A 24143-nucleotide genomic window follows, 5' to 3' on the forward strand; every position below is an offset into this window, starting at 1 on the left:
GGCGCAATTTCAATAACATGTTGATTGGAGTATCGATTGATTCTTTCACTGCCGACTGCCCACTGCCGACCGCCTACTTTCTTTTCGCCACCGTCTCCATGAAGCGCTCGACCTGATCCTTGACGTCGGAGGGCGGAACGATTCGGGGGTCGCACAGGTCGTAGTTGATGATGAGAAGCGGAATGCCTCGCTCCCTGCATTTTTCCCGGAAGATGCCATTCAGGGCCATGGTGTTCTTGCAGCCTATGTGCCCGGCCATCCAGATCATGTCCAGGTTGAAGCGCTCGTAGATGTGGAAGAGGTCGGAGAAGAAGTTGTCCGCCGGGCCCCTGGTGTGCCGGGCCATGGGGCCCTGCATGATTATCCGGGCCAGCCCCTTCAGCATGGTTTCCGGGTTTTTGGTGTCGATGTAAGGCTGGCGGTTGTAGGTCAGCATGTCCATTATGTTGGCCACGCCGAATTTTTCCTCGGCCCATACCCACAGGTCGGCGAAACTTAGGGTGGGCGGGTTCCACAGCACGGTGCGGTACTGCTCGTTGTCCAGCGCGCCCTTGCCGGTTTTGGCTATTGCCCTGGTTAGCTCAACGATCTTTTTGAACACCTCGGTGGATTTGGGCCTGCCCGGAAATGCGCACATGTAGAGAAGGTGCGAGAAATAAACCGGCTCGGCGACCATGGGCGCGGGCTTTTGGGCGATCAGGTCCCAAAGTTCGGCCTCAAGCTCGGCTGTCCGGTTTCTTTCCTCGCAGACCTCGCGCAGAAGGTCCCAGTCCATGCGGCCCGGGGTGTTGGCCTCAAGCCAGGCGATGAGGCGCTTCAACTCGTTAACGAAGTAGTCTTCCGCGCGGGTGTTGTAGAAGTTGTACGGGATGTCCAGGCGGAAGGTTGGGACCTCGTATTTTTTTTCGATGATGGAATAGCTGCTCATGCCGCCGTCGCAAGGCATGTTGGAGGCCACTATCACCTTGGGCGGCGGAAGCTCGTCCGAAAGGGCGAGGCCCAGGGTGACCTTGGGGAGGCTGCACGTGTCGGCGGGGATGCCGTAGTTTTCGGCGACGTCTATGTATGACTGGCCGAGAGGGGCGGATATGAGCGGAACCATGATGCCCAAAAGCTCCGCCATCCAGGGGGTCAGGCCCATGCCCAGGAAAAGTTCCGGCGGAACAAGGTCCTCGTGAAGGACCGATCGGTCGGGGAAGCGGAAGTGTTCGTCAACCGCGCCTATGAAGGTTTCGGCGGCGGCTGAGGTGAGATAGGCCACGGCCTCCCGGAAAAGGCCGTGGCGGTTTCTCGTGAAGCGATACGGAAGATCGTTGGGGTTGGCTGCGGCCTTCAGCCAGGCGAAGCGGTTGATGCGCCGCCGCATCTCCAACGGCCCGCGCGAAATCGCCACCCGGCCCATCATTGCCCAGTTTTTGAGCATGTAACGTCCGAGTATGGCGGCGTCGGAAAGTTTGCGCCTGTTTTCGATCCAGCCTGCATGAGCCATGAAGCCTCCGACTGTGAGGTTTACGGCTGGCCTTTTCCACTGTTGGCGAAAAAACTACTGCATGGGCCTTAAATACAATTTCTGGCCTATGTTCACCTGGTCGGTTTTAAGGCCGTTCAGACGCCTCAACTCCGCCTCGGAAATCCCGTACATGATGGACAGCCGGTAGAGGTTCTGGCCGGGCTCCACAACGTGGTAGCCGCTTTTGGGAATGGATTTTTTTGGCTTTTCGGCCTTGGCCTTTTCCGTATCTGATTTTTCAGCCTCTTTGGCCTCGGTCTTCTTTTTCGGCTTTTCCGCCTCAGCCTTTTCCTCTTCGGCCTTTTTGCGGGCGGCCTCCTTCTTTGCCTCGGCCTTTTTGCGGGCGGCCTCACGCTTCTTTTCAGCGTCGGCCTCGGCCTTTTTTCTTTCAGCCTCGGTGGGTTCCGCCTTGGCGCCGGACTGATCCTCGCCGCCCGAAGCGGGCTGGGTCACTTCAGGGGCCGGGCCGGTTTCAGTGGCAACGGGGGGCAGGAGGGCGGGAGCGGCGCTTTCCCTCTCCCTGACGGGCGCTCCGGCCTTCTGTGACAGGTCGGCCAGATTCTTTCTCAGGTCTTCCACCTTGGTGACCATCTTGACCCATTCCTCCTGGAACGCGGCCTGATCGGTATTCAAGCGGTCAACCACGTCCTGGCGGGTGCGTGCGTCGGTTTCAAGCTGTTCGATCCTGGCCTGGAGCTTCCTTACTTCCTCCATCTGCTCCGGGCCTATGCCGCCGCCTCCGCCGCCACCCCTTCCGAAAAAGACCAGGAAGGCCACCACAACCAGGGCCAGGACGCCTCCGCCTATCCAGAGCAGAAGGGATTTGCCCCCGTCCGAGGCGTATTCCTCGTCGTCGTCCCAGTCGTCGTTCCGGGCGGACATTTCATCGTTCTTGCTGCGTTCGTAGCTTCCCTCGTCCTCGTCGCTTCTGCGGTTATCCATTGTTGTTCCTGCCTTGTTTTCGGTTTGTCCGCCCCAGGGGGGCCTTATGGTGAATTTTACGTTTATCGCTTTTAACGCAGCGCGTCAATACGCCATCTGAAAATTTACAGGCCGCAAACATCCGCCAGCCGCTGATCGTACAGCTTGCCCACGCCGTATTCCGCCCGCCGCCCGAACTTTTCCAGGGGCGGACCTATGATCTGCATTTCCGGGTACTTGCGCACCACGTCCACGGCTATTTTCATCTCCTTGGTGCAACCCGTGGAGAAGGTCGCGTCCTTGCCCACCCATTCGGGCGGCACCTTGGTCTCCATGAGGTCGAAGGCCTCCACTATGTCGTCGTAGGTCTGGAAGCGCCAGATGTCTATGTAGCCGCTGCGCTGGACGATTTCCCACATGTACATGAGATCGTCCGCGTCCATGCCATGCTCAAAATATTCGGACGGGTTCACTATGAAGGTGTTGGCCGACTGCTCCCGAAGGCGCGAGACGAACAGCGTCATGATCTTCTTGGCGATTTCTATCTTGCCGGGAATGGAGCCTATTATCCCGGAATAGAAGACCACTGTCATGCCGTCGTCCTTGGCCTTTTTCATGGCGTTGATTATGTCAGCCGCCCTTTTTTCGAGGTCGCGCAGGGAAAACTTGATGACCGAAGGATGCCTGGGCTTGAACTCCACCGAAACCGAGCCGTCCTCGGCCCTTGCTATGGAGAGGATGTCCTGGGTGAACCCGAAATGGGTGTCGAAAAAGCGCCTTCGCTGGGCGTCCCCGCGCGCCACCACGAGATCGGCCTCTTTGAAGGCGCGGGCAAAGGTGGTGGTGACCATGAGAAGGTTCAAATCCTCCATGGTTCCGTCTGAAAGGGCCAGGATGTGCTGGTCCCGTTTAAGGAGGTCCACCAGGTCATTTTTGGCGAGGCTTTTGTCCGCGATGAAAAAGGCCCCGGAAAGCCAGGGGGAGAGGGACTCGTCATGGCGGGCGTCGTGAAAGTCCACCTTGGTGTAGAAGGGGCCGTCCTTGAATGCTATGACCACCTTGTGGCCAAGGCCCGCCAGGAACCGTATGATGTAAAGGTCTATGAGGGCTTCCCCGGCCTCGTCCATGAGCCACATGATTTTTAAGGGCTGGTCGAAATAGGCGCCCAGGGCCGAGCGTTCGGGGGCCAGAAGGCGGTCCAGGGCCTCGACCCCCGCGCCGGAAAGCGGGCGGCTCATTATGCCCTCATAGTCGGAAGCGGCGTAATGACGGGTGTCCTTTTCCCACAGGTCCTCGTGGGCCAGAAGGGAAAAGAGCCGTTTGAGCTGGACCTGGTTGGCCTTGAGGCGCAGTTCCCCGATGCTGGATGCGCTGCCGTCCGTGATGCCCGCCTCCACCCGGTTCAGGGCGGAAAGAAAGGCCTCGGACCCAAGGGCCGCCGCCGCCCGGCGGTTTCTGGCCGCCTTCTGGCACAGGCAGGGGTCTGTTATCTGGGTGCGGTCCAGGAAAATTTTCAAGAGCCGCTTTTCCAGGCGGGACGGAATCATGAGCCCGTCCGCCGTCTCGTGGCGGAACTTGGTGCGAAGGAGGGACTCCAGGAATTCCTGCTCGCTCGGCTCCTCGATCTGGCTTTCAACCAGGGTCAGGAGCCGGGTCAGCACCTTGTCGTAGCGCCTTGCCAGGAAGGCCGGGCGCTGGCGGGCCATTATCGCGCCGAACATGCGGTCAGAGCAGGGGTAATAGCGCTCCTTTTCCTCCGCCATCACGATGAAGCGTATTTTTTCCGGGCTCGCCACCTGATCCGGGTAGGATACGTAATCCAGGTGGTTTTCCAGAAAAAAGGACGTGTACCAGGCCTGCTGCACCGCGCTTGTCGAGTTGTCCGGGTCTTTATCCGCCACTTTCCGCCTCGTCTGGTTGGTTAAAATTGATATCTGGGGAGCTAATTGCAAAACCTCCCGAAATGGCAAATTAGGCGTAGGTTGGGCTGAGGCACGAAGCCCAACCTACGGCCATGACCAAAAAATATGGAACGAAATCCATTTGTTGGGCTTCGTGCCTCAGCCCAACCTACGATATGTTTTGCAATTACCTATAGGCTGTCAGAAATTGCGGGCTGCGTCATTCTTTGGGCTTCAGCACCGAGGAAAGGCTTTCGCCCAGTTTCCCGGCTGCGTCCGAAAGGTCGGACGGAAAAAGGATAACCGTGTTGGACGGCCCGGCCCCAAGGCCGTCGATGGTCTGGAGCGTGCGCAGCTTCATGGCTCCGGGAGTCCTGGCCATGATTTCCGCTGCTGCGGAAAGATTGGTGGCCGCTATCATGTCGCCCTCGGCCTTGGTGATGGTGGCCCGCTTTTCGCGTTCGGCGGAGGCCTGGCGGCTCATGATGCGCTTCAAGTCTTCGGGCATCTCCATGTCCTGCAAACGGATGGAATCCAGGTGCAGGCCCCACTCCTTTATTCTTTCCTCGACGGCTTCGGCGATTCTGTCCTGTATCTGCTGGCGCTCGGATAAAACATCGTCCAGGGACAGGCCGCCCAGGACGTCCCGGAGGCTCGCCTGCGCGTACTGGGCGATGGCGAAGGAGAAATCCTGAATTTTTATCACGGCCTTTTCGGCGTCCGCAACGTAGAAGAACAGAACCGCGTCTATTGCCGCAGGCACGTTGTCCTTGGTTATAACCTGCTGCTTGGGGATGTTGATGGTAAGGACCCTGAGATCGACGAATCGAACGTTGTCGATGAAGGGGATGATGAAGATGATGCCCGGCCCCTTCACGCTCTGGAATTCGCCCAGGCGTAGCACCACGCCGTGCTCCCACTGGGCCGCGACCCTTATGCCCGACACCACCACGCCCCAGAAGGCCGCAAATATCGCCCCGGCCACCACGGCGGTCGGGTCGCCCTTCAACAGGACGAACACCACAAGGGCCGCCGGAACCGTCACTGCGAAAAATATCAGACGCCTTAAAGCGCCGCCCAGAGACACGTGGCCTTCGCGGGGCTCAGCATAGACTTTTCTCGGCTCCATCGTGGTTTTCCCCATTTTTGCGGTTTGCGGCGAGAAATCGTTTAACAACTGAAAAATCAATTGTACAAGACCGGCTCCTTATAAATCCGTTGAAATGGGCTGATGCGAAGGCTGTCTAAAAACGATGAAATGCTAAGGTTGGCGAACGGCGCGGGGAGGAATAGTACTTTTCGTACATGACGACCCGCGCCGTGAAGCCTGACACAGCAGTTCGCGTTTTTAGACAGCCTTCAATTTAATGCCCAGTCTTTTTCTCCAGCCTGCCCGCTTTCAAGATAGCTTATCCAGTCCAGTATCACGGCAGGCTCGTCGCCCGCAGTCGGCCCGTCGTTGAAAAAGGGAAGCATAACGGGCCGGGCGGCTTCCACGCAGGCCAGGGCCGAGCGGGGCAGGGCTATTTCGCCGGGGCCCGCAAGGTCCTCCATCTTGGCGGCAAGGTTCACGGGCGCGCCTATCACCGTGGATTCCCGGTAACGGTCGTCGCCCACCTCGCAGACAAGAACGTCGCCGCAGTTTATGCCCACCCCTATCTGTACCGGCTCGAAACCGGCCAGGGAAAGCACCTTGTGAAGGGCCGCCGCAGCCTGCTGCATGTCTATGGCCGAGTGGACCGCCCTCACCACCTCGCTGCCGTCTGCCTTTTCCGCGTGGCCGAAAACCGCCATAATGCCGTCGCCAAGGAGCTTGTCCACCATGCCGTGGTGGCGGCCTATGATGATGCTTATCATCTCCGGCACGATGAGGTCCAAAAGGGTTACTATGCGCTCAGGCGGCATGGAGGCCGTGCGCCTGGTGAAGCCCCTTATGTCCGCGAACATTATGGCGAGGTTTTTTATCACCCCCCGCCGAATGTCCTCCTGGAAGGCCGCGTCCTTTTCGAGCTTTTTATAGGTGCGCTCCGCCACCCGGCCCCTTAGATAGTTCATGGGGCACAGGCTGCCTGCGGGCTTGCCGAAAACCGTGCAGGTTTTTTTCTCCTGCTCCCGGATCTTTTTGAGCCTTTCGTCGAACCGGGCCGCGAGCTTCTGGAAAAACAGGGTCGTGGGGCATTGATCTTTCATGGCGCAAGTCTTTCCGTTAGACGATTATTCCAAAAAATTCAAGACATACCGTCGTGTTTGCCGCCGCGCCCCTTGCCTTTGGCCCGCAAGTGGCGTAAGGAAATCAAAGGAAGCCGCCCGTTGACCAATCACGGGCCGTATGGGAGTGAAAACACCGTAAAATCCGCGTGACGACATGGCAGACGAAATCCGCTTGACTGCAAAGGTGAGAGCTTCGGGCTGAGCGGCAAAACTGGGTCCGGGCGACCTTTTGGAAGCGACTTCCGGCCTTCTCGGAGAGAGGCATCCCGACCTTCTGGTGGGAATGGATGCTTCAGACGACGCCGGGGTGTTCCGTATTTCAGCCGACCTGGCCCTTGTGCAGACCCTGGATTTTCTCACCCCCATCGTTGACGATCCCTTTGATTTCGGGCGCATCGCGGCGGCCAATTCCCTTTCGGACGTTTACGCCATGGGAGGCCGCCCGGTAACGGCCATGAACATAGTGTGCTTCCCGTCCGGCGAATTCCCGAACTCGGTTTTAAAGGCGACCCTGGCTGGCGGCCTTGAAAAAATCCACGAGGCCGGGGCTGTCTTGGTGGGCGGCCACAGCGTTACGGATTCCGAGTACAAGTACGGGCTTTCGGTAACGGGCCTGGTGCATCCCGAAAGGTTTCTTACCAACGGCAACGTCAGGCCCGGCCACGCCCTGGTGCTCACCAAGGCCATAGGAACCGGGGTCCTGGCCACCGCCGTCAAGGGCGGCCTTGCGGACGAAAAAACCATGCGCCTTCTGGTGGAAACAGCCTCCATGCTGAACAGGCGTGCTGCGGAAATCCTTCTGGAGCGCTTTCATCCAAGATCGCTCACCGATGTCACCGGCTTCGGCCTCGCTGGCCACATGCTTGAAATGGCAAGGGCCAGCGGTGTCGCCATCGAAATTTCGGCGGGTGCGGTTCCTCTCATTCCTTCCGCCCTCGATTTCGCCCGCATGGGCCTTCTGCCCGCAGGCTGCCACGTGACCCGCGAGTTCTGCAGGGCCTCCTGCGAGGTGTCGGAAGATATGGAACTCGCCCTTGCTGACCTCATGTTCGATCCGCAGACGTCGGGCGGGCTTCTGGCCGCTCTTCCGCCCTCCGAAGCCGCCGATTACGCGGCCATTCTTCAGGACAACGGCATTCCAGCCGCCGTGGTGGGCACGGCCACGGGGGGATACCCTGGCGGGCGGCTCGTCATCTCCCCTTAACAGCCTGTCTAAAAACGCGAATTGACAGTGCCCGCGCCTCAAAGCCAATTCCGTCACGTACCAGAAGTACGCGTGACTCTTGGCTTTTCGCGCGCCTTGCACTTCATCGCCAATATTCAGACTGGTAACCAGGCTTCGTATTCAGCCTTTTTCAACAGGCTGTTAAGAGCCATTTTCCTTATCACCCACGAGTCCTTCAATCTCCCCCACCGAGTCCGAAAGGGCGGCGAATTCCCCAAGGCTCAAGGTCTCGGCCCGCCTGGACGGATCGATTCCCGCGTTTTTGAGGGCGGTTTCGATGTGGCCGGACGAAAGGCCAAGGCTCGAACCGGCCAGGGAGTTTTTCAGGGTCTTTCTGCGCTGGCCGAAGGCCGCCTTCACGACGTCGAAAAAAAGCTCCTCGGATTTTGCGGGATAAGCGGGAGACGGGTTGAAGGAGATTTCCACCACCACCGAATCCACGGCGGGCCTTGGAATGAACTGGTCCCGGCCTATGGAGGCAATGGTTTTGATGGTGGCCGCGTACTGGGCCAGGACCGAAATCCTGCCGTATTCCCTGGAACCGGGCAAAGACGTTATCCGGTCGGCAAGCTCCTTCTGGAACATGAGAATGGCCCGCGTTACGCTTTTCCTGGCCTCCACTATCTTTACCAGTATGGGGGAGCTTAGGCAGTACGGAAGATTGCTCACCACCGTAAGCGGCCCGCCCGAAAGTGCCGCAATTTCGCCGAAATCGACGTTCAGCACGTCTTCGCGGATGATTCTTGCGTTTGTAAGCCCCGAAAGTTCGAGTTGCCTTGAAAGCACCTCGGCAAGTTTCCTGTCCCACTCCACCGCCACCACGCTTTTTGCCGCCCCTGCCAGGAGGAAGGTGAGGGCCCCAAGGCCGGGGCCTATTTCAAGGACCCGCTCGTCCGGTCCGATCTGCGCCCGCGAGACAATCATCCGGGCCGTGGAGGGGTCCTTCAGAAAATTCTGCCCCTTGTCCTTTTTGGGGGTGATGGAAAACTCCCGCATGAGGGCCGGGGCTGAAGGGCAGGGGGGATTTTTTTCGGCTAAGTCTTTTTCCATAGTGGTTTCATGATAGCAGAAACTGCGGCCTAAGGCAAAAGGACGATAACAGGGCGAGTCATGATTTACGCGCCTTTAAGTCCCCGGAATGGATTTTTGCTCAATTTATAGAAATTCTTGACTTTTTCATTTCTCATAAAGTAGTAATTCCGATTACGCAGTAATAACAGTCCTTACTATACTGTCAATCCGGGTTGTTTAAGGCAACCGGCGAGAAAAGGGGAAGACAATTATGAAAACCGGCAAGGGCATGAGCTTTGACGGAATGGTGAAATTCTTCCTTCACTACTACCGCATTCCCACCAGAAAAGACATAGAGAAGCTGATGGACCGCATTGACCAGCTTGAAAAGCTCATCAAGGTCAAGTGGAGCGACGGCGGCAAGATGAAGGGCTTTTCCCTGGGCGCGGGGCTTAGGGACGAGGGGCCGGACAGCGACGCGGCCTCGGCCTCCGACCTCGTCCTGTCGGTGGTCCGCAAGGCAGGCTCCGAAGGCGCGAGCTTCGCCATGATCAAGCAGGAGACGGGCTTTGCCGACAAGAAGCTGCGCAACATCATTTTCCGGCTGAACAAGCTGGAAAAGATCAGTCGCAAGGAACGGGGCACCTACGTAGCTTAGCCGCCCGTCTAAAAACGCGAATCGCTGTGTCGAGTTTCAAAGCAAGTTCCGCCACGTACTTTTAGTACGCTTGCTCACTTGCTTTTAACTCTCCTTGCGCTTCATCGTTTTTAGCCAGGCTCAAGTTCCGGTCAGTCCGGGTGGCTTTCAGGCCGATCCGGTTTTTTTCGCTTAAATGGCTGCCGCTGTTTTTTTCAGGGACTTTTTGAGATAGCCTTCCTCCCCAAATTCGAGACAAGATGACGCCCGTGACCCCACGGCCCAAATGGGCCGAAAACGAACGTATAGGCGGCTTTCGCGTAAAACGCACGGCCATTCTTCCGGCTCTTTCAAGCGTCTTTTACGAGCTTTTCCACGAGGCCACCGGCGCGCGCCACATCCACATAGAAAACGACAACCCTGAAAACACCTTTGCCGTGGCCTTCCGCACGGTGCCCAAGGACTCAACCGGGGTGGCCCACATCCTGGAGCACACCGCCCTGTGCGGCTCGCAGAAATACCCCGTCCGGGACCCCTTTTTCTCCATGATAAGGCGGAGCCTCCAGAGCTTCATGAACGCCTTCACCGCCCCCGACTGGACCATGTACCCCTTCTGCACGGCCAACACGAAAGATTACTACAATCTTTTGTCGGTCTATTGCGACGCGGCCTTTTTTCCGGCCTTGACCGAGCTTTCCTTCAAGCAGGAGGGCTGGCGCATAGAGCCCGGCGAGTCGGGAAAGCCCGTTTACAAGGGAGTGGTTTTAAACGAGATGAAGGGGGCCATGTCCTCGCCCGATCAGATAATAGGCCGCTCCATCATGGCCGAGCTTTTCCCGGATACCACATACGGGAAAAATTCCGGCGGCGAGCCCGCCGACATTCCATCGCTCACATACCAGGGCCTTCTGGATTTTCACCGGCTTCATTACCACCCGTCCAACGCCTGGTTTTACACCTTCGGAAACCTGCCCCTTGAAAGGCATCTAAGTTTTCTGGAAGAGGCCGTGCTGTCCAAATTCGGGCCGGGCGGGGCAGACACCACGGTAAAAAACCAGCCAAGGTTTTCCGCTCCCAAAACCGCGCGGGTTCCGTATCCCCTGGCCGACGGGGCCGGGTCGGAAAAAAAGGCCCAGTTCGCCCTTTCCTGGCTCGCCGCGCCCATCAGGGAGGCGGGTGAGGTTCTTGGCCTCACCATCCTGGAAAAGATTCTGCTTGGCCATCCGGCGAGCCCCTTAAGAAAGGCCCTCATGGAATCCGGCCTGGGAAGCGCCCTCTGCGACGCCACGGGCTACGACCCGGAGCTTTGCGACACCCTGTTTTCCTGTGGCTTGAAGGAGATGGACGAGGCCGACGCCCCCAAGGTGGAGGACCTCATCTTTTCCGCCCTCTCCGAACTCGCGGAAAAGGGCGTGCCGGTGGAGCTTGCTGAAACCGCAATCCACCAGTACGAGTTCGCCCGAAGGGAGCTTTCCAACTCGCCCTTTTCGTGGGGACTGAAGCTCTTCACCGGTTTTTGCGCACCCTGGCTTCACGGGGCCGACCCGCTGGCGCTTCTGAATTTTGATGAAGACCTTGAAAAGGTTCGGAAGGGTGCGGCTGACGGCGATTTTTTCCCCGGCATGATAAGGCGCTGGTTTCTCGACAACCCCCACCGGGTGGCGTTTACCCTTTATCCCGACACTCGACTTCTGCAAAAGCTGGAGGATGAGGAGGAGGAGCGCGTTTCGAGAGCGGTTGCGGCCTTCACCGACGCCGACCGGAAAAAGATGGAGGAGGACGCGAAAGCCCTGGCCGCCCTCCAGGAGGCCGAGGAGGACATCTCCTGCCTGCCCACCGTCACCATAAAGGACGTCGATCCAAAGGTTCTCGTCACCACAGCCGATCAGGCGCGCTCCCGCCAGGGGCTTTCGGTCTATCCTGCGGCCACCAACGGGGTTTTCTACTTCACCCTTGCGGCGCAGTTGAAAAACGTTCCCGCCGAGCTTTTACATCTGGTTCCGTTTTTTTGCTACGCCTTCACCCGCTGCGGAACCGAGAACCTTCACTACTCAGAGCTTTCGGGCAGGATTGCGGCCCTTACGGGCGGACTGGGTCTTTCGGTATCAAGCCACGTGAGGCAGGACCAAGCGGCCACGCCTCTTGAGCTAGCGGTAATGGACATGAAATGCCTTGGCCGCAACAGGCAAAAGGCCCTCGAGCTGGTGGACGAGCTGGTCCTGCGGGCAAACTTTGCGGATCACGCGCGACTCAGGGTCCTGGCCGCCGAGTACGCCGCCCATCTTCAGTCCGGTGTGGTCTCAGCCGGGCACCGCTACGCCATGAGCCTCTGCGCAAGGGGTACAGGAAGAAGCCGGGCGGTTTCCGAGACATGGTTCGGCGTCCATCAGGTCAAAAGAATGCGCGAGCTTGCCAAAGACCTCTCGGAAACGGCGGTGGCCGGGCTTTCCCGGAACTTGTCGGAAATCGGAAGGGGAATCTTTTTCGCCGACGCCCTAAGCGCCGGAGTGGTGGGGGACGAGCCCCTGTTGGCCGGGGCTGATGAATTCTTCCAGGGCCTTTTGGCCGGGCTTCCGGCCAGGGCGGACGGGGACGGTTCGAGGGACGCGGCTGGAAATTTCCCGGCCTTTCCGCCCGTAACGCGCGAGGGCTGGCACACCGGCACATCGGTCAATTTTTCCGCCCACTGCCTGAAAACCGTGCGCATGGAGCACCCGGACGCCCCTGTGCTTTCCGTTGCAGCCCACCTTCTAAAGGGACGGTTCCTGCACACGGAAATCCGGGAAAAGGGCGGGGCCTACGGGTCCTTCGCCGTGGCGAATTCCGAGGACGCGCTCTTTTTTCTGGCCTCCTACCGGGATCCCCACGTCGCCCGCACCCTTGGCGTTTTCCGAAGGGCCTACGATTATCTCATCAAGGGCGATTATTCAGACCAGGAAGTGAGCGAGGCGGTCTTGCAGGTGGCCGCAGAAACCGACCGGCCCCAGACAGGGGCCGAGGCCGCCCGGAGGGCCTTTTACAGGGGATTTATGGGCATATCGGACGAGCTTCGCCAGAAATACAAGGACGGGGTGCTGGCCGTTGACCGGAAAAAAATTCTGGAAGTGTCCGGGCGCTATTTTTCGTCGCCTTCGGAGCTTTCCCCGGTGGCGGTGGTGGGAAGCAAGGCCTCCCTTGAAGCCGCCAACAAGGAGATGCCCGACTCTCCCCTGGAGCTTTTTCCCATTGATTGACGATTCGCCGCATACCAAGTTGCGATCAAACCTGTAATTTTCCAGTTCGCACCAAATTAAAATTGAAGCAGACAGTTCGTCATTCCGGCGAAGGCCGGAATCCAGTCTTTTTCTGTTTGCTGCGTTTTCTGGACCCCGGCCTACGCCGGGGTGACGAAGTTTTGCGCACCAATCAATATTATTACTTTGATTGCGACTTGGTATCAGTAATTGTAGGTTGGGTGAACCTTGGCCGCAAGGCCAAGGTTCACCCAACATCCTGCTACCCAACCTACCAGAGGTTTCCCCGCCAATCACACGATTTTTTCCAGAACCACAGCCGTTCTGGCCGGAAGGTACAGAGAGAGGAAATGCCTGTGGATACGGTCGGTTATGGTGTGATGGGTTTGGTCGGGCTCGATGAGGCCGTGCCCGCCGAAGCGCTTGTCGTCGGTTGAAAGGACTTGGCGGTAGGAACCGGGGGAGGCGGGAATCCAGTAGTCTGTTCGGGAATTATCCGGGTGGAAGTTGAAGGCCAGGATCAGCCCGGCCCTCTCGAAGGCCAGAATTTTCGTCCCCTCGTCCAGGTGCAGGAGAAACGGCCACTCGCCGTCCGGGACGCCGGAGGTCTTGGCAAGCGCTATCATCTGGCGGTCAAAGGCGGCGAGAAATCCGTACAACAGGAGGGGGTCGTCCGCAAGGCTCCACTGGCGGCGGGCGTAGGCGTATGAAAAGCCGTTTCCGGCGCGGGGGAAATCGATCCACTCCGGGTGGCCGAACTCGTTTCCCATGAAATTGAGATACCCGTGCCCGGCGCAGAAAAGGGTGATTAGCCGGATCATCTTGTGAAGGGCTATTCCCCGCGACACCTTGAAGCTGCCCTGCCTCAGGACCGACATGTAATGGTACATCTCGCCGCCCACCAGACGGAAGATGAGGGTCTGGTCCCCCACCAGGGCCTGGTCGTGGCACTCGGCGTAGGAGATGGTCTTTTCGTCCTGGCGGCGGTTGGTGAGCTCGAACCAGATATGCCCCATGGGCCAGTCCTCGTCCGGCACGTCCTTCACGAGCTTTATCCAGTAGTCGGGTACGCCCATTGCGAAGCGGCAGTCGAAGCCGTATCCGCCGTTTTCAACAGGGACTGCGAGGCCCGGAAGCCCGGAAACGTCCTCGGCGATGGTGATGGCCTGCGGGTTCACCGAGTGTATCAGCTCGTTTGCAAGGGCCAGGTAGCAAAGGGCGTCCTCGTCCTCCTGGCCGTCGAAATACTGGGAGTAATCGAGAAAATCCACGCCAAGGCCGTGGTGAAGATAGGCCATGCTGGTGACTCCGTCGAAACGGAAGCCGTCCACGTTGAACTCGTCCAGCCAGTACCGGCAGTTGGAAAGCAGAAAGTGCAGGACCTGGGGTTTCGCGTAGTCAAAGCACATGGAGCCCCAGGCGGGGTGGACGCCGCGCGGCCCCTTGTGAAAGTACTGGACGGGGGTGCCGTCGAAAAGGGCCAGGCCCTCCACCACGTTGGGCACGGCGTGGGAATGCACCAGGTCCATCAAGACGTAAAGGCCCGCCCCGTGGGCGGTGTCCACGAGGTATTTGAAATCCTCGGGCGGGCCGAAGCGTGACGAGGGGGCGAAGAAGCTGCCCACCTGGTAGCCGAAGGAGGCGTAGTAAGGGTGCTCGGCCACGGCCATGAGCTGGATCGCGTTGTACCCTGCCTTCACTATCCGGGGGATTATCCTGTCGGCGAATTCCCTGTAGGTGCCGCAGCGGGGCTCCTCCTGGGCCATGCCCGCGTGGGCCTCGTAGACCAGAAAGGGGCTGGGGGCCTTTTCGGGCCTGGGGTGCATGAAAACGTATGGCTGGTCGGGCCGCCACACCTGGGCGTTTCCGATTTCGGTTTTTTCGTCGTACACCACGCGCCTTGCCCAGGCCGGGATGCGGTCGCCGCTTCCACCCGGAAACCTTACGTGAAGCCGGTAAAGGTCGCCGTGTTTCAAAGCGTTTTCGGGAAGCCTTATCTCCCACACGCCTTCCCTGTTGATGCGCCCAAGTGCGTAGGCCGCAAGGGGCTGCCAGCCTGAAAACTCCCCCACCAGAAAAACGGACATTGCGTTTTGCGCCCACTCCCGGAAGACCCAGCCACCGTCCCGAAAATGAAGCCCGAAAAACTCGTGGCCGGAAGCGAAATCGGAAAGAGACGTGTTTTCGGGCAGCAGCCGCTTTTCGGTTTCGATGAGCCTTTTTATGCGCCTTTCGATGACTCCGCCGTAGGGCGAGAGCAGGGGGTCGGCGGCAAGAAGCCGGGCAAGGCGCGATTTTACGGTTTCTGTCTGATCCATGAAGGACGGCTCGTCACTTTAGAAGTGGGCGCTTCAGCATCTTTTCGTAAAGATCGATGTAGCGGCTTGCCGTGGCCGCGTGATTGAACCTTTCGGCGCTTTCCACCATCACCCGGTGAATCTGGCGATGCTTCATGTCGGGCGGCAGGCTGTAGAATCGCATGGCCTCGTCCATGGCCCAATAAAGGCCCTGGGAGTCAAAGGTCTTGAAAACGAATCCGTTTCCGCTGTTGTTGGGCGCGTCCATGTGGCTTACCGTGTCGTGCAGGCCGCCGGTGTCGTGCACCACCGGAAGCGCCCCGTAGATGGAGCCGTACATCTGGGGCAGGCCGCATGGCTCGAAGCGCGAGGGCAGGAGCACGAAGTCCGCAGCCCCGTAGGCCAGGCGCGAGAGCTTTTCGTCGAAGTCGCACACCGCCACCCGGTTGTACAGGTTGTGGAAGGCCACGATGTTGCGGAAATGCTTCTGGTACTCGCCGTTGGCCACAAGCACTATCTGGAGGTTCCGTCCCCAGTGTGCGGAAACTATGCGGTAAAGTATTTCGGTCAGAAGCTGGGGGCCTTTTTGAACCGGGTCCAGGCGCGAGGGCCAGAAAAAGATCGGGGCCGCGTCGTCCCTTATGAGCCCCAGGGACTCCTGGAGATAGCGCTTGTTGTGGAGCTTTCCCAGGATGTGCCCGTCCGGGTTGTACTGGCGGGCAAGGGCGCTGTCGGAGGCGGGGTTGAAGGAGGCTTCCGGGGCGTTCAAAATTCCCACCGCGCAGTCCGCCGCAGCCTTGCTTGCCAGCTCGCGCCTAAGCGGTTCTTCAACGAATGCGTGCCTTCCCTCAACTATTTCGTTCAAAAAGGTCGGGCTTACTGTGTTCACGAAATGGGAGGCGAAAACGCCGCTCACAAGGAAATCCACCTTGTTTGCCTCGCGGGTTTCCTCGTAGTAGTGGGGCGTGCGTTCGTAAAAAAGGTGGTGCCAGAAGGAGGCCGCGTCGATGCCCCTATCCTCGATTTCTGCAAGGCTCGATTTCACCGTGTGGATGTTGTGGATTGTGAAAAGGCAGGGAATGCCCAGGTTGCGGCTGGCCGCCGGGATGAGGCCCGTCATCCAGTCGTTGGCGTGTATCAAATCCGGCTTTACGCTTGGGATGATGTGGTTGATGACCTCACGCTGAAAGGCAAGGGCCACCTTGATGTTTTCTGTGCTGTACGAGGAATAGACGCCCCGGCGGTAGAAGAAGGCGCGGTCTTCGGCCAGGTGTACCCGGTCTTCGGGCATGGAGCTTCTTATGGTGGAAAGCTCCCGGCGGATGAGGGCTCCGAAGTTGGCGGAAAACATGCTCCGGTAATCGGGAAGCGTGACGTGGACGTCGGCCCCCTGATCGAAAAGGGCCTTCACCAGGGCCGCAGAAACATCGGCAAGGCCCCCGGCCTTGGCCGTGAGGTAGTTGGCCATGTTGCCCATGCCTTCGGGCAGATAGGTCACCTCCGGGGTGACGATGAGTACGCGGGGCTTTTTCGCGCTTTTGGGGGCCATCGTATCCTTTCATGCAAAAGTGCTTCAAAAATTATGATTTGCGTTCGGAGGGGGTAACCTTAATCAATAAATATAAGATCGAATTTCCGGCTGTCACCCTCCGCTGGTGCGGCTTATAATACTTTCATATCGTTAGAATTTTTTTGCCGGATTTTATCCATTCGGTGAGGAAACCTCCTGTGTAGAACACCTCGACTCCCATTTTTTCCAGGTTTTCCCTGATTCCGAGATTGTCCGCGCACTGCCTGCAGGCTATGGTTTTCACCCCTGCGTTTATGAGGGTTTTGACATGCCCCCGGATTTCCTCGTCCCCGGCGGCCAGCCTTGCCGTCGCTCCCCATATCAAAAGGGTCACCTCGCCCCACCAGCCGTGTTTCAGGGAATTTTCCGCGTACATGAAAACCATGTTTATGGAGGTGTCCCTGTTGTCGTTTGTCCAAAGGATCAAAAGGTGGTCGTCGGTTTCGCTTTCGGCCATTTAATCTCCATTTTTTGCCACACCGCCTGGGCGATCACAAGCGATGAGCTTTGGAAATGTTAAATTCTAAGGCTGCTTAGGGGGCGCGCACGGGGCCTATGCAAGGAACCCATGTCCCGTCTTATTTCCTGCTCCCGGCCCCTGAGGGTGTGAAAGCGATGAGCTGCAAGGCGCGTGAGCTTCAACCTCAATCCACTTTTTGCCGCACCGCCTGGGCGATCACAAGCAGCCGACGGTAAATCTCAAAACCGGGCAACCCCTGAGGGTCTGAAAGCGATGAGCTGCAAGGCGCGCGAGCGAGCTGCGAGGGAGCGTACGCTTTTGTACGTGACCGAGCAGCGAGGCGACGCGCAACGCCGCAGGTCGCGCTTTCAGACCCTCAGGCCCAGGTGATGAGGTTTGGGGTGAATCTGAGTCTTTCATCCCCCGAAGGCATCACCCGCGCCGTGTATCCGTAACGCCCGGCGCTTTTGCACGAGACGGTGGTGGCGTATTCGTAGAGGCCCTCCGAGATGATGCAGCACACGGACATTGTCTGGGAGAAGCTCTTTATTATGTCATCGGTGGATTTCATCTCGCCCACGTAGAGGTGGACCTCCACCTCGTCCGGTTTGAGATCGCCCAGGAAAACCTCGGTGGTGACGGTGAAGGTGTCGCCCACCCGCATGAAGCCGGTGCGTTCCCTTTTGGGGGTTGCGATCCTTATGTCCTTCCACCGCTCCTCCAGGCGCATGTGCTGGGCCAGGAGTTTCCGGGCGTCCTCCGCGCCGTCGGCCATGAGGCGCATGTGCTGGGAGACTGCTGGAGCATAGAACAGTTTCTCGTAATTTTCCACCATGTGGTGGGCGGAGAACCTTGCCAGGGCCACTTTCATGGACTCCTTCATCATCTTCACCCAACGGGTGGGGGTGTCGTGTTCCCGGCGTTCGTAAAAGCAGGGGATCACCTCGTTTTCCAGGGTGTTGTACAGGGCATGGCTTTCGGTTCTGTCCTGGTAGGCCCCGTCTTCCAGCTCCTCCCCCTGGCCTATGGCCCAGCCCAGTTCCGGGGAATAGGCCTCGTCCCACCAGCCGTCCAGGACGCTCAGGTTGAGGCCGCCGTTAAGGGCGGCCTTCATGCCGCTGGTTCCGCAGGCCTCCAGGGGCCTCCTTGGGGTGTTGAGCCATACGTCCGCGCCCTGGACCAGGTATCGGGCCACGTTGATGTCGTAATCCTCTATGAAGACGATTCTGCGGCGCACCGCAGGGCGGCGTGCGAACCTCACTATCTGCTGGATGAGGCCCTTGCCGTCGTGGTCTTTAGGGTGGGCCTTTCCTGCGAAGATGAGCTGAACCGGGCGGTCGCGGTTGGTGATCAGCGCCTCCAGGCGCTCCGGGTCGCTTAACAGGAGGGTGGCCCGCTTGTAGGTGGCGAAACGCCGGGCGAAAACGATGGTCAGAACGTCCTGGTCCAGAACGTTGGTGGCGTCGTCCATCATGGCCTTGGGGGCGTTGCGGCGGGCGTACTGCCTGGTCATGAAGTCCCGGCAGGCGCGGATGAGGCGGCTGCGGCTCATTTCGTGGGCCCGCCAAAGCTCGCCGTCGTAGATGGCGTTCACCCTGTCCACGATGTTTTCGTCCGAGGGGCGGAGCGGCCAGTCCGGGCCAAGGTAGAGATCGAACAGAAGCGCGTTTTCCTGGCTCAGCCACGAGCTGGGATGGATCCCGTTGGTCACGTGGCCGATGGGTATTTCGGCCTCCGGGACCCCCGGCCAGGCGTGGCTCCACATGCGCCGGGCCACTCGCCCGTGGAGCTTTGAGACGCCGTTGCGGTGGGCGCTCATGCGAAGGGCCAGGATGAACATGGAGACGGGGCCGTCGGGACCGGAGCCCGCAGCCTGACCCCAGGAGAGTATTTCATCCGCCGAGGTTCTGAGGCTTTCCTCCATGGTGGCGAAAACCGGGCGGGCCATGTGGGCGTGGAATTCGTCGTGCCCTGCCTGGACCGGCGTATGGGTGGTGAAAACCGTGGTTCTGGGCACCACTTCGAGAGCCGTGGGAAGGTCGATGCCGCAGTAGCGGATGCACTGGGCGATGCGCTCCAGGCTTGCGAATGCCGAGTGGCCCTCGTTCATGTGGCACACCGCCGGTTGGATGCCCAGGGCCTCCAGGGCCCTCATGCCGCCCACGCCCAGCACCATCTCCTGGGCCATGCGGGTGTGGCCCTCGGCGGCGTAGAGCCTTCCCGTGATCGCCCTGATTTCGGGAGGATTCACCGGTATGTTGGTGTCTAAGAGCAGGAGGGGTATCCGGCCCACATCCACCCTCCACACCGCTGCCAGGGCTTCGCCGTGGGGAACGGGAACCCTGATGAGAAGTTCCTGGCCGTCGCCGGCCTTAAGGCGCGTCATGGGAAGGTGGTAGAGGTTGACGTCCGGGTATTCCTCCTGCTGCCAGCCTTCGTGGTTCAGGTACTGGTGAAAGTAGCCCTGGCGGAAAAGAAGGCCCACGCCCACCAGCGGCAGGCCGATGTCGGAGGCGGCTTTTAAGTGGTCACCGGCCAGAACCCCGAGCCCGCCCGCGAAAATGGGCAGGCTTTCGTGGATGCCGAATTCCATGGAAAAATATGCCACCGGATGCTGCCAGGTGATGAGGCTTCCGTTTCTGGAGCAGGGGGCCTTCACCTGGGCCTCGAAGCGGGCCTTGACCCTCTCCAGGTGATTCAAGAAGGTTTCGTCGCTTGCCACGGCCTCCAGGTTTTCCTGGTTCAAGAGAGTTGAAAAGGCCAAAGGGTTTTCCCCGGATTTGGCCCACATGGCGGGATTGACCCTGCGGTAGATTTCCTTGGCGTCGTGCTGCCAGCTCCACCACAGGTTGGCGGAAAGCTCCTCTATGAAGGCCATTTTGCGGGGGATGGACGGAAAAACCTGGAAAGCCTGGAAGTTTTTCATATTCTTATTCCGTGAGGAAGGGAGGGTGATTGGCGGATATCTTCTTTAAGTCTGCGCCGCATCCCAAATATGCCGGAAAACATCAGCATGAAGCAAGGGGGAAAGTGAAGGGCTTCATATTGAGGCCAAAAAGCCCGCCGGAAGCAGGTTGCAGGTTCTCCCCGGTGTCTTGACAGTACAGCGGCCCCTTTGATAAAAAGGGCAATCGGAGGCCTTTCATGAAAATCTGTTATTACGGCGTCAGGGGTTCGATTCCCACACCGGGCAGGGAAACCATCCGTTACGGAGGGAACACGCCCTGCGTGGCGGTTCGGTGCGACGGGGAGCTTTTCATCCTGGACGCCGGAACCGGCCTTAGGGTGCTTGGTGAGGAACTCATGGAAGGGCCTTTCGGAAGGGGCGGGGGCAGGGCGACCCTTCTGGTCACCCACACCCACTGGGACCACATCCAGGGCTTTCCCTTTTTCAGGCCGGCCTACGTTCCCGGCAACTCCTTCCAGATAGCGGGGATGCACCAGATCAACAAGGGCCTGGAAACCGCCATGCATCACCAGCAGCAGTACCAGAACTTTCCGGTGCTTTTGAACCAGATGCCGGCCAGAATCGTTTTCAACGCCCTTTCCGAGGACGCCGGGCTTAGCCTGGGCGACACCACCATCTCCACCACCGAGCTTAACCACCCCGGCGGGGCCTGCGCCTACCGGGTTGAATACAAGGGCCACGCGGTTGTCTACGCCACCGACACCGAGCACTACGCCTCCATCGACCTAAGGCTTTTAAACCTCTGCCTGGGGGCGGACCTCCTGATTTACGACACCACATATTCCCCTGCCGAGTACGCCGAGCACCGGGGCTGGGGCCACTCCACCTACGCGGAGGGAGTCAGGCTCGCAAGGGCCGCCGGGGTGAAGGCCCTTCACATGTTTCATCACCACCCGTCCCACACCGATGAAATGATGGAGGCCATGCTGGTTGAGGCCAGGGAGCTTTTCCCGAACATACACCTTGCACGTGAGGGATGGGAGCTTGATTTGGGATAGACGATTCAGATCGGGCTTATGTGACGGCCCCATAATAAAGGAACCCGGAATGACCCAGGCGAAGTTTTCCTCTCTCAAAAAGCACGGATTGACGGCTGCGGCCTGCTTTCTGTGCATGTGCATTTTTACGCAAAAGAATCTTTGGGCCTGAGCTTGCGACACCCCTGCCTCTCCGGTCGGAGAGTCGGCGTCTTCGGTGGAAGCGACCCGCTCGGAACGGGACCGCGACTTATGGCGGGAAATGCGCGGCATCCAGGAGGATGCGGGCCAGCCCGGCGAGCGCAACAGGGTTTTTACCGGCTCCCTTAGGGTCGGCCTGCAATACGACTCCAACGTCGGGCTGTTCCCGGACAACGAGGCTTTTATCGAGCCCCAAGACCTCAAAAGCACAGGGGAGGACGAGGCGGGCGTCATTCAGGCCCATGCCGGGTTCCAGCCCGAAACAAAGGGGGCGCTTGGGTTTCGAGGCGACTATTACCTTTATACCGACTTTCACAAGGATTTGAACGACTACAACATCTTAGACCAGATGGTCACCCTGGAGCCGCTTTTCCGGGTGGGCAAAACCCGGATTTCGGTTCCAGTAAGCTACAGTTACGTGATGGAGGACTACGCCAGGGAGTTGTCCGGGTTTTACGCCAAGCCCGCCGTCACCGTGGGGCTGGGCAAAAGTCACATGGCCCGGTTTTACGGAACGTATTCGGATGTCTCCTACGCCAGGGACGATTCAGATATTCTCCAGGAAGACCAGAGCGCCACGTCGTACGGCGGCGGCGCGGCTTATATCTTTTCCTTCCGGTCTAACGCGGCCTTTCTGAAACTGGACGGCGGTTTTCGGGCCAACGAGGCCAAAGGGGACAACTGGGATTACGATTCCCGGATGCTGGCGCTCTCGCTGCGGGTTCCCGTGGTTGAAAACCTCGTTTTTTATGGTTCAACGAGCCTGGATTTGAGGGATTTTTCAAACGTGCATTCCACGTACGATAAAAAGCGCGACGACACCCGCGTAACGGCCTATGCCGACCTGAACTACGAGCTGAAAAAGCGTTACGACCTCTTTGCCAGTTACACGCTTATTCATTCCGATTCGAATCTTCCTGCCTACGACTATGACCGCCACGTTGTGACCGTGGGGGTCGGGGTGCATTTTTAGCGGAAAAGGGCCGCGAGGCTTGGGGGATTTTCCCGGCGATTGCCTCATCGCCCTTTCGAGATGTTGCGAATTACCCAGGATGAAAGAAAGGTTCCGCATGGGATCGGACGAAGGCGTCTTAAAGGCAGCCAAGGAAATAACCATAAAGTTCATCGAGGTGGGGAGGCTTTCGCCGACCGCCTTCGGCGACACCTTCAAATCAATCTACACCGCCATAAAAGAGGCCGTGGAGGGCGAGCCCGAAGCCCCGCCGGAGGGGCAGGCCGAGGAAAAGTGAGCGCCGCCTGAAACCCCGAAAGTACCGCTCAGCGCCCCATCCCGGACAATGCGCGGGCATCTCGCCCGCGCATTGTCTTTTTCATATCATCGCCTTGAATTCATCAATCCCGTTCCCAGACCTCCGGCGGAACCGGCCCCACGCTCTGGTATTCGATGCTCTGCGGGATGATCTTAATCACGCAGTAGTTGGGATCATCCGGCCCTGAAAAAAACCTCATCAGGTGCTCATCCCAAAACGCGTGCCTGCTGGCCTTGTCGCAAAGAATCTCCGCCTTTCCCTCCACCTGTATGTAGGCTGCGGCTGTTTCCATGTCGGTCACGCCGGTGGTGAGGTGAACCTTCGGGTTGTTTTTGATGTGGGCCACCTTTCGGGAATCGGCATTGGACGGCATCCTGAAATCGAGGTTTTCGTCCGCCACGGGTGCCATGTAACGCGCCCAGGGCCGGTTGTCTTCGGTTACCGTGGCCAGAACCGCCACTGTGGGGTGGTCGCACATGGCGAGAATCTTCTTTTTGAGCGCTTCCTTTTGAGCCTTGTCCATCTTGTCCGCCTTTTATTTCGTGATTTCCAAAGCCTGCCCGCTGCCCGCTGTCAGCTGCTTCTCATCTTTCCCGCGTAAAGAAGGGGCTGGGCCACTATCACCTTCTGGAGGTCCAGGTTTCCCATCACGACGGGAACCGCCGCCGCAAGGGCGTAGATGCGGGCTATGTCGTAGTCCTGGCTTAGGGAGTAGGCCCCGTGGATTTCCATGGAAAGGTCGGCCACGCAGCGAATGGTTTCGGCGATTACTAGCTTCAAGGCCGCAGCGTCGGTGAAGATGTCGCCGCCCTTGTCGGCCCTGGCGCAGATGTAAAGAAAGTACGCGTTGGCGGCGGACAGCTTACTGGCCATGCGGGCCAGCTTGTCCTGGATCATGGCGAATTTCTGTCCGATGGGCTTTCCCCGGTGCGTGCGGGTGTTGGCGTAGGTGATGGCCAGATCGACGCCCCGGAAGCAGGCTCCAAGAAAGGTGGCGCAGAAGCCGATTTTCCCAAGGGACTCGGCCTTCAGAAGGATTTCGAAGCCCTGGTCCACCGTTCCAAGAAGGTGTTCGTCGGGCGCGAAATAGTTTTCCAGGAACAGATCGCCGTTATCGATGGCCATGTGCACGAAGGTCTCGCGGCCTCCAATCTTGTAGCCGGGCCGTTCGGTCTCGATATAAAACGCCGCCACTTTTTCGTCTTCGGTCTTGGCGAAAAGTATCATGTGATGGCAGGTGCCGGAGTGGGTGATGAAGCGCTTGGTGCCGTTCAAAATCCAGCCGCCCTCGGTCTTTTTGGCAACGGTGACAAGCTGCCTGGGGTCGCTTCCGGTGTCCGGCTCGGTGAAGGCGAGCCCGCCAATGGTTTCGAGGGACAGGAGGCCGGGCAGCACCTCCTTTTTAAGCTCCTCGTTTCCGTAGTGAAGGATGGGCCAGGCCAGGATGTAGTTTTCCAGTATCACGTTGGGGGGAATGGGGCAGGCGTAGCCCAGTTCCCTTATGGCCAGCATGAGGGACGAGAAGGTGGCGTCCACACCGCCGTATTCCCTGGGAAAGGGCAGGGCCAGGATGTCCAGGGCCTTGAAACGCTCCAAGAGCTGGCCCTTCATTTCGCCCTCGGCCTCTATCTCGCGGGCCTTGGGCAGGATTTCCTTTCGCGCGAAGGCCGAGACGGTCTTCGCCACCTCGTTTTCCTCAAAGGTAAGATCGAATTGCATGATTGTTTCCCGTGTGCTGTTGATCGAAAAA

Annotated in this window: 18 protein-coding genes; 6 read left to right on the forward strand and 12 right to left on the reverse strand. The window is 58.9% G+C overall.

Annotation, left to right across the window (positions count from 1 at the left end):
* Positions 1 to 73: 73 nt before the first annotated feature.
* From HZB23_03850 to HZB23_03870, 5 genes are all read right to left on the reverse strand, one after another.
* Complete coding sequence (locus HZB23_03850) at positions 74 to 1423, reverse strand: 2-hydroxyacyl-CoA dehydratase (GenBank protein MBI5843785.1); 1350 nt, start codon at positions 1421 to 1423, stop codon at positions 74 to 76.
* Between the two features lie 120 nt (positions 1424 to 1543).
* Positions 1544 to 2452, reverse strand: a complete 909-nt coding sequence (locus HZB23_03855; protein MBI5843786.1) for a LysM peptidoglycan-binding domain-containing protein — start codon at positions 2450 to 2452, stop codon at positions 1544 to 1546.
* Positions 2453 to 2556: 104 nt separating this feature from the next.
* Complete coding sequence (locus HZB23_03860) at positions 2557 to 4332, reverse strand: DUF89 family protein (GenBank protein ID MBI5843787.1); 1776 nt, start codon at positions 4330 to 4332, stop codon at positions 2557 to 2559.
* Between the two features lie 220 nt (positions 4333 to 4552).
* Positions 4553 to 5461 carry a slipin family protein gene (locus HZB23_03865; GenBank protein MBI5843788.1) on the reverse strand — a complete coding sequence of 303 codons (909 nt, stop codon included), beginning with the start codon at positions 5459 to 5461 and terminating at the stop codon, positions 4553 to 4555.
* 230 nt (positions 5462 to 5691) lie between these two features.
* Positions 5692 to 6522, reverse strand: coding sequence for an adenylate/guanylate cyclase domain-containing protein (locus tag HZB23_03870; protein MBI5843789.1), 831 nt, complete (start codon positions 6520 to 6522; stop codon positions 5692 to 5694).
* 175 nt (positions 6523 to 6697) lie between these two features.
* On the opposite strand from HZB23_03870, the gene selD reads away from it, so the two are divergent.
* Positions 6698 to 7747, forward strand: coding sequence for a selenide, water dikinase SelD (gene selD, locus HZB23_03875; protein MBI5843790.1), 1050 nt, complete (start codon positions 6698 to 6700; stop codon positions 7745 to 7747).
* A gap of 162 nt (positions 7748 to 7909) precedes the next feature.
* Here selD and rsmA read toward each other — a convergent pair whose 3' ends face one another.
* Positions 7910 to 8818: a 16S rRNA (adenine(1518)-N(6)/adenine(1519)-N(6))-dimethyltransferase RsmA gene (gene rsmA / locus HZB23_03880; GenBank protein ID MBI5843791.1), complete on the reverse strand. Its 909-nt coding sequence runs from the start codon at positions 8816 to 8818 to the stop codon at positions 7910 to 7912.
* A gap of 232 nt (positions 8819 to 9050) precedes the next feature.
* Here rsmA and HZB23_03885 point away from each other — a divergent pair, with 232 nt between their 5' ends.
* Positions 9051 to 9437: a hypothetical protein gene (locus HZB23_03885; protein ID MBI5843792.1), complete on the forward strand. Its 387-nt coding sequence runs from the start codon at positions 9051 to 9053 to the stop codon at positions 9435 to 9437.
* A gap of 248 nt (positions 9438 to 9685) precedes the next feature.
* Positions 9686 to 12649: an insulinase family protein gene (locus HZB23_03890; protein ID MBI5843793.1), complete on the forward strand. Its 2964-nt coding sequence runs from the start codon at positions 9686 to 9688 to the stop codon at positions 12647 to 12649.
* A 293-nt stretch (positions 12650 to 12942) separates the two neighbouring features.
* On the opposite strand, the gene HZB23_03895 is transcribed toward HZB23_03890, so the two are convergent.
* The 4 genes from HZB23_03895 to glgP all read right to left on the reverse strand — a co-directional run bounded on the left by HZB23_03895 (position 12943) and on the right by glgP (position 19902).
* A complete protein-coding gene (locus HZB23_03895) occupies positions 12943 to 14967 on the reverse strand; it encodes an alpha amylase C-terminal domain-containing protein (GenBank protein MBI5843794.1) in 2025 nt (674 codons plus the stop codon).
* Between the two features lie 13 nt (positions 14968 to 14980).
* A complete protein-coding gene (locus tag HZB23_03900; GenBank protein ID MBI5843795.1) occupies positions 14981 to 16495 on the reverse strand; it encodes a glycogen/starch synthase in 1515 nt (504 codons plus the stop codon).
* Positions 16496 to 16619: 124 nt separating this feature from the next.
* Positions 16620 to 16973: a DsrE family protein gene (locus HZB23_03905; protein MBI5843796.1), complete on the reverse strand. Its 354-nt coding sequence runs from the start codon at positions 16971 to 16973 to the stop codon at positions 16620 to 16622.
* A gap of 379 nt (positions 16974 to 17352) precedes the next feature.
* Entirely contained in the window at positions 17353 to 19902 is a 2550-nt protein-coding gene (gene glgP, locus HZB23_03910) for an alpha-glucan family phosphorylase (protein MBI5843797.1), read from the reverse strand.
* A gap of 218 nt (positions 19903 to 20120) precedes the next feature.
* On the opposite strand from glgP, the gene HZB23_03915 reads away from it, so the two are divergent.
* From HZB23_03915 to HZB23_03925, 3 genes are all read left to right on the forward strand, one after another.
* A complete protein-coding gene (locus tag HZB23_03915) occupies positions 20121 to 20942 on the forward strand; it encodes an MBL fold metallo-hydrolase (GenBank protein MBI5843798.1) in 822 nt (273 codons plus the stop codon).
* Between the two features lie 196 nt (positions 20943 to 21138).
* Entirely contained in the window at positions 21139 to 22095 is a 957-nt protein-coding gene (locus HZB23_03920; GenBank protein ID MBI5843799.1) for an outer membrane beta-barrel protein, read from the forward strand.
* 97 nt (positions 22096 to 22192) lie between these two features.
* Positions 22193 to 22372 (forward strand): hypothetical protein, encoded by a 180-nt coding sequence (locus HZB23_03925; GenBank protein ID MBI5843800.1) that lies wholly within the window; start codon positions 22193 to 22195, stop codon positions 22370 to 22372.
* Positions 22373 to 22475: 103 nt separating this feature from the next.
* On the opposite strand, the gene HZB23_03930 is transcribed toward HZB23_03925, so the two are convergent.
* The gene (locus HZB23_03930) at positions 22476 to 22916 is read right to left on the reverse strand and encodes a pyridoxamine 5'-phosphate oxidase family protein (GenBank protein MBI5843801.1); all 441 of its coding nucleotides are present in this window, start codon (positions 22914 to 22916) and stop codon (positions 22476 to 22478) included.
* Positions 22917 to 22966: 50 nt separating this feature from the next.
* A complete protein-coding gene (locus HZB23_03935; GenBank protein ID MBI5843802.1) occupies positions 22967 to 24112 on the reverse strand; it encodes an acyl-CoA/acyl-ACP dehydrogenase in 1146 nt (381 codons plus the stop codon).
* Positions 24113 to 24143 lie beyond the last annotated feature (31 nt).

This window comes from Deltaproteobacteria bacterium (assembly GCA_016235345.1).
Classification (GTDB): domain Bacteria; phylum Desulfobacterota; class Desulfobacteria; order Desulfobacterales; family Desulfatibacillaceae; genus JACRLG01.

What these genes read in the sequence shown, in the direction of transcription:
- HZB23_03850 (MBI5843785.1), bottom strand. Translation starts at nt 1,423, where the DNA reads ATGCTCAAAAACTGGGCAATGATGGGCCGGGTGGCGATTTCGCGCGGG.
- HZB23_03855 (MBI5843786.1), bottom strand. Translation starts at nt 2,452, where the DNA reads ATGGATAACCGCAGAAGCGACGAGGACGAGGGAAGCTACGAACGCAGC.
- HZB23_03865 (MBI5843788.1), bottom strand. Translation starts at nt 5,461, where the DNA reads ATGGAGCCGAGAAAAGTCTATGCTGAGCCCCGCGAAGGCCACGTGTCT.
- HZB23_03870 (MBI5843789.1), bottom strand. Translation starts at nt 6,522, where the DNA reads ATGAAAGATCAATGCCCCACGACCCTGTTTTTCCAGAAGCTCGCGGCC.
- rsmA (MBI5843791.1), bottom strand. Translation starts at nt 8,818, where the DNA reads ATGGAAAAAGACTTAGCCGAAAAAAATCCCCCCTGCCCTTCAGCCCCG.
- HZB23_03885 (MBI5843792.1), top strand. Translation starts at nt 9,051, where the DNA reads ATGAAAACCGGCAAGGGCATGAGCTTTGACGGAATGGTGAAATTCTTC.
- HZB23_03895 (MBI5843794.1), bottom strand. Translation starts at nt 14,967, where the DNA reads ATGGATCAGACAGAAACCGTAAAATCGCGCCTTGCCCGGCTTCTTGCC.
- HZB23_03900 (MBI5843795.1), bottom strand. Translation starts at nt 16,495, where the DNA reads ATGGCCCCCAAAAGCGCGAAAAAGCCCCGCGTACTCATCGTCACCCCG.
- HZB23_03905 (MBI5843796.1), bottom strand. Translation starts at nt 16,973, where the DNA reads ATGGCCGAAAGCGAAACCGACGACCACCTTTTGATCCTTTGGACAAAC.
- glgP (MBI5843797.1), bottom strand. Translation starts at nt 19,902, where the DNA reads ATGAAAAACTTCCAGGCTTTCCAGGTTTTTCCGTCCATCCCCCGCAAA.
- HZB23_03915 (MBI5843798.1), top strand. Translation starts at nt 20,121, where the DNA reads ATGAAAATCTGTTATTACGGCGTCAGGGGTTCGATTCCCACACCGGGC.
- HZB23_03925 (MBI5843800.1), top strand. Translation starts at nt 22,193, where the DNA reads ATGGGATCGGACGAAGGCGTCTTAAAGGCAGCCAAGGAAATAACCATA.
- HZB23_03930 (MBI5843801.1), bottom strand. Translation starts at nt 22,916, where the DNA reads ATGGACAAGGCTCAAAAGGAAGCGCTCAAAAAGAAGATTCTCGCCATG.
- HZB23_03935 (MBI5843802.1), bottom strand. Translation starts at nt 24,112, where the DNA reads ATGCAATTCGATCTTACCTTTGAGGAAAACGAGGTGGCGAAGACCGTC.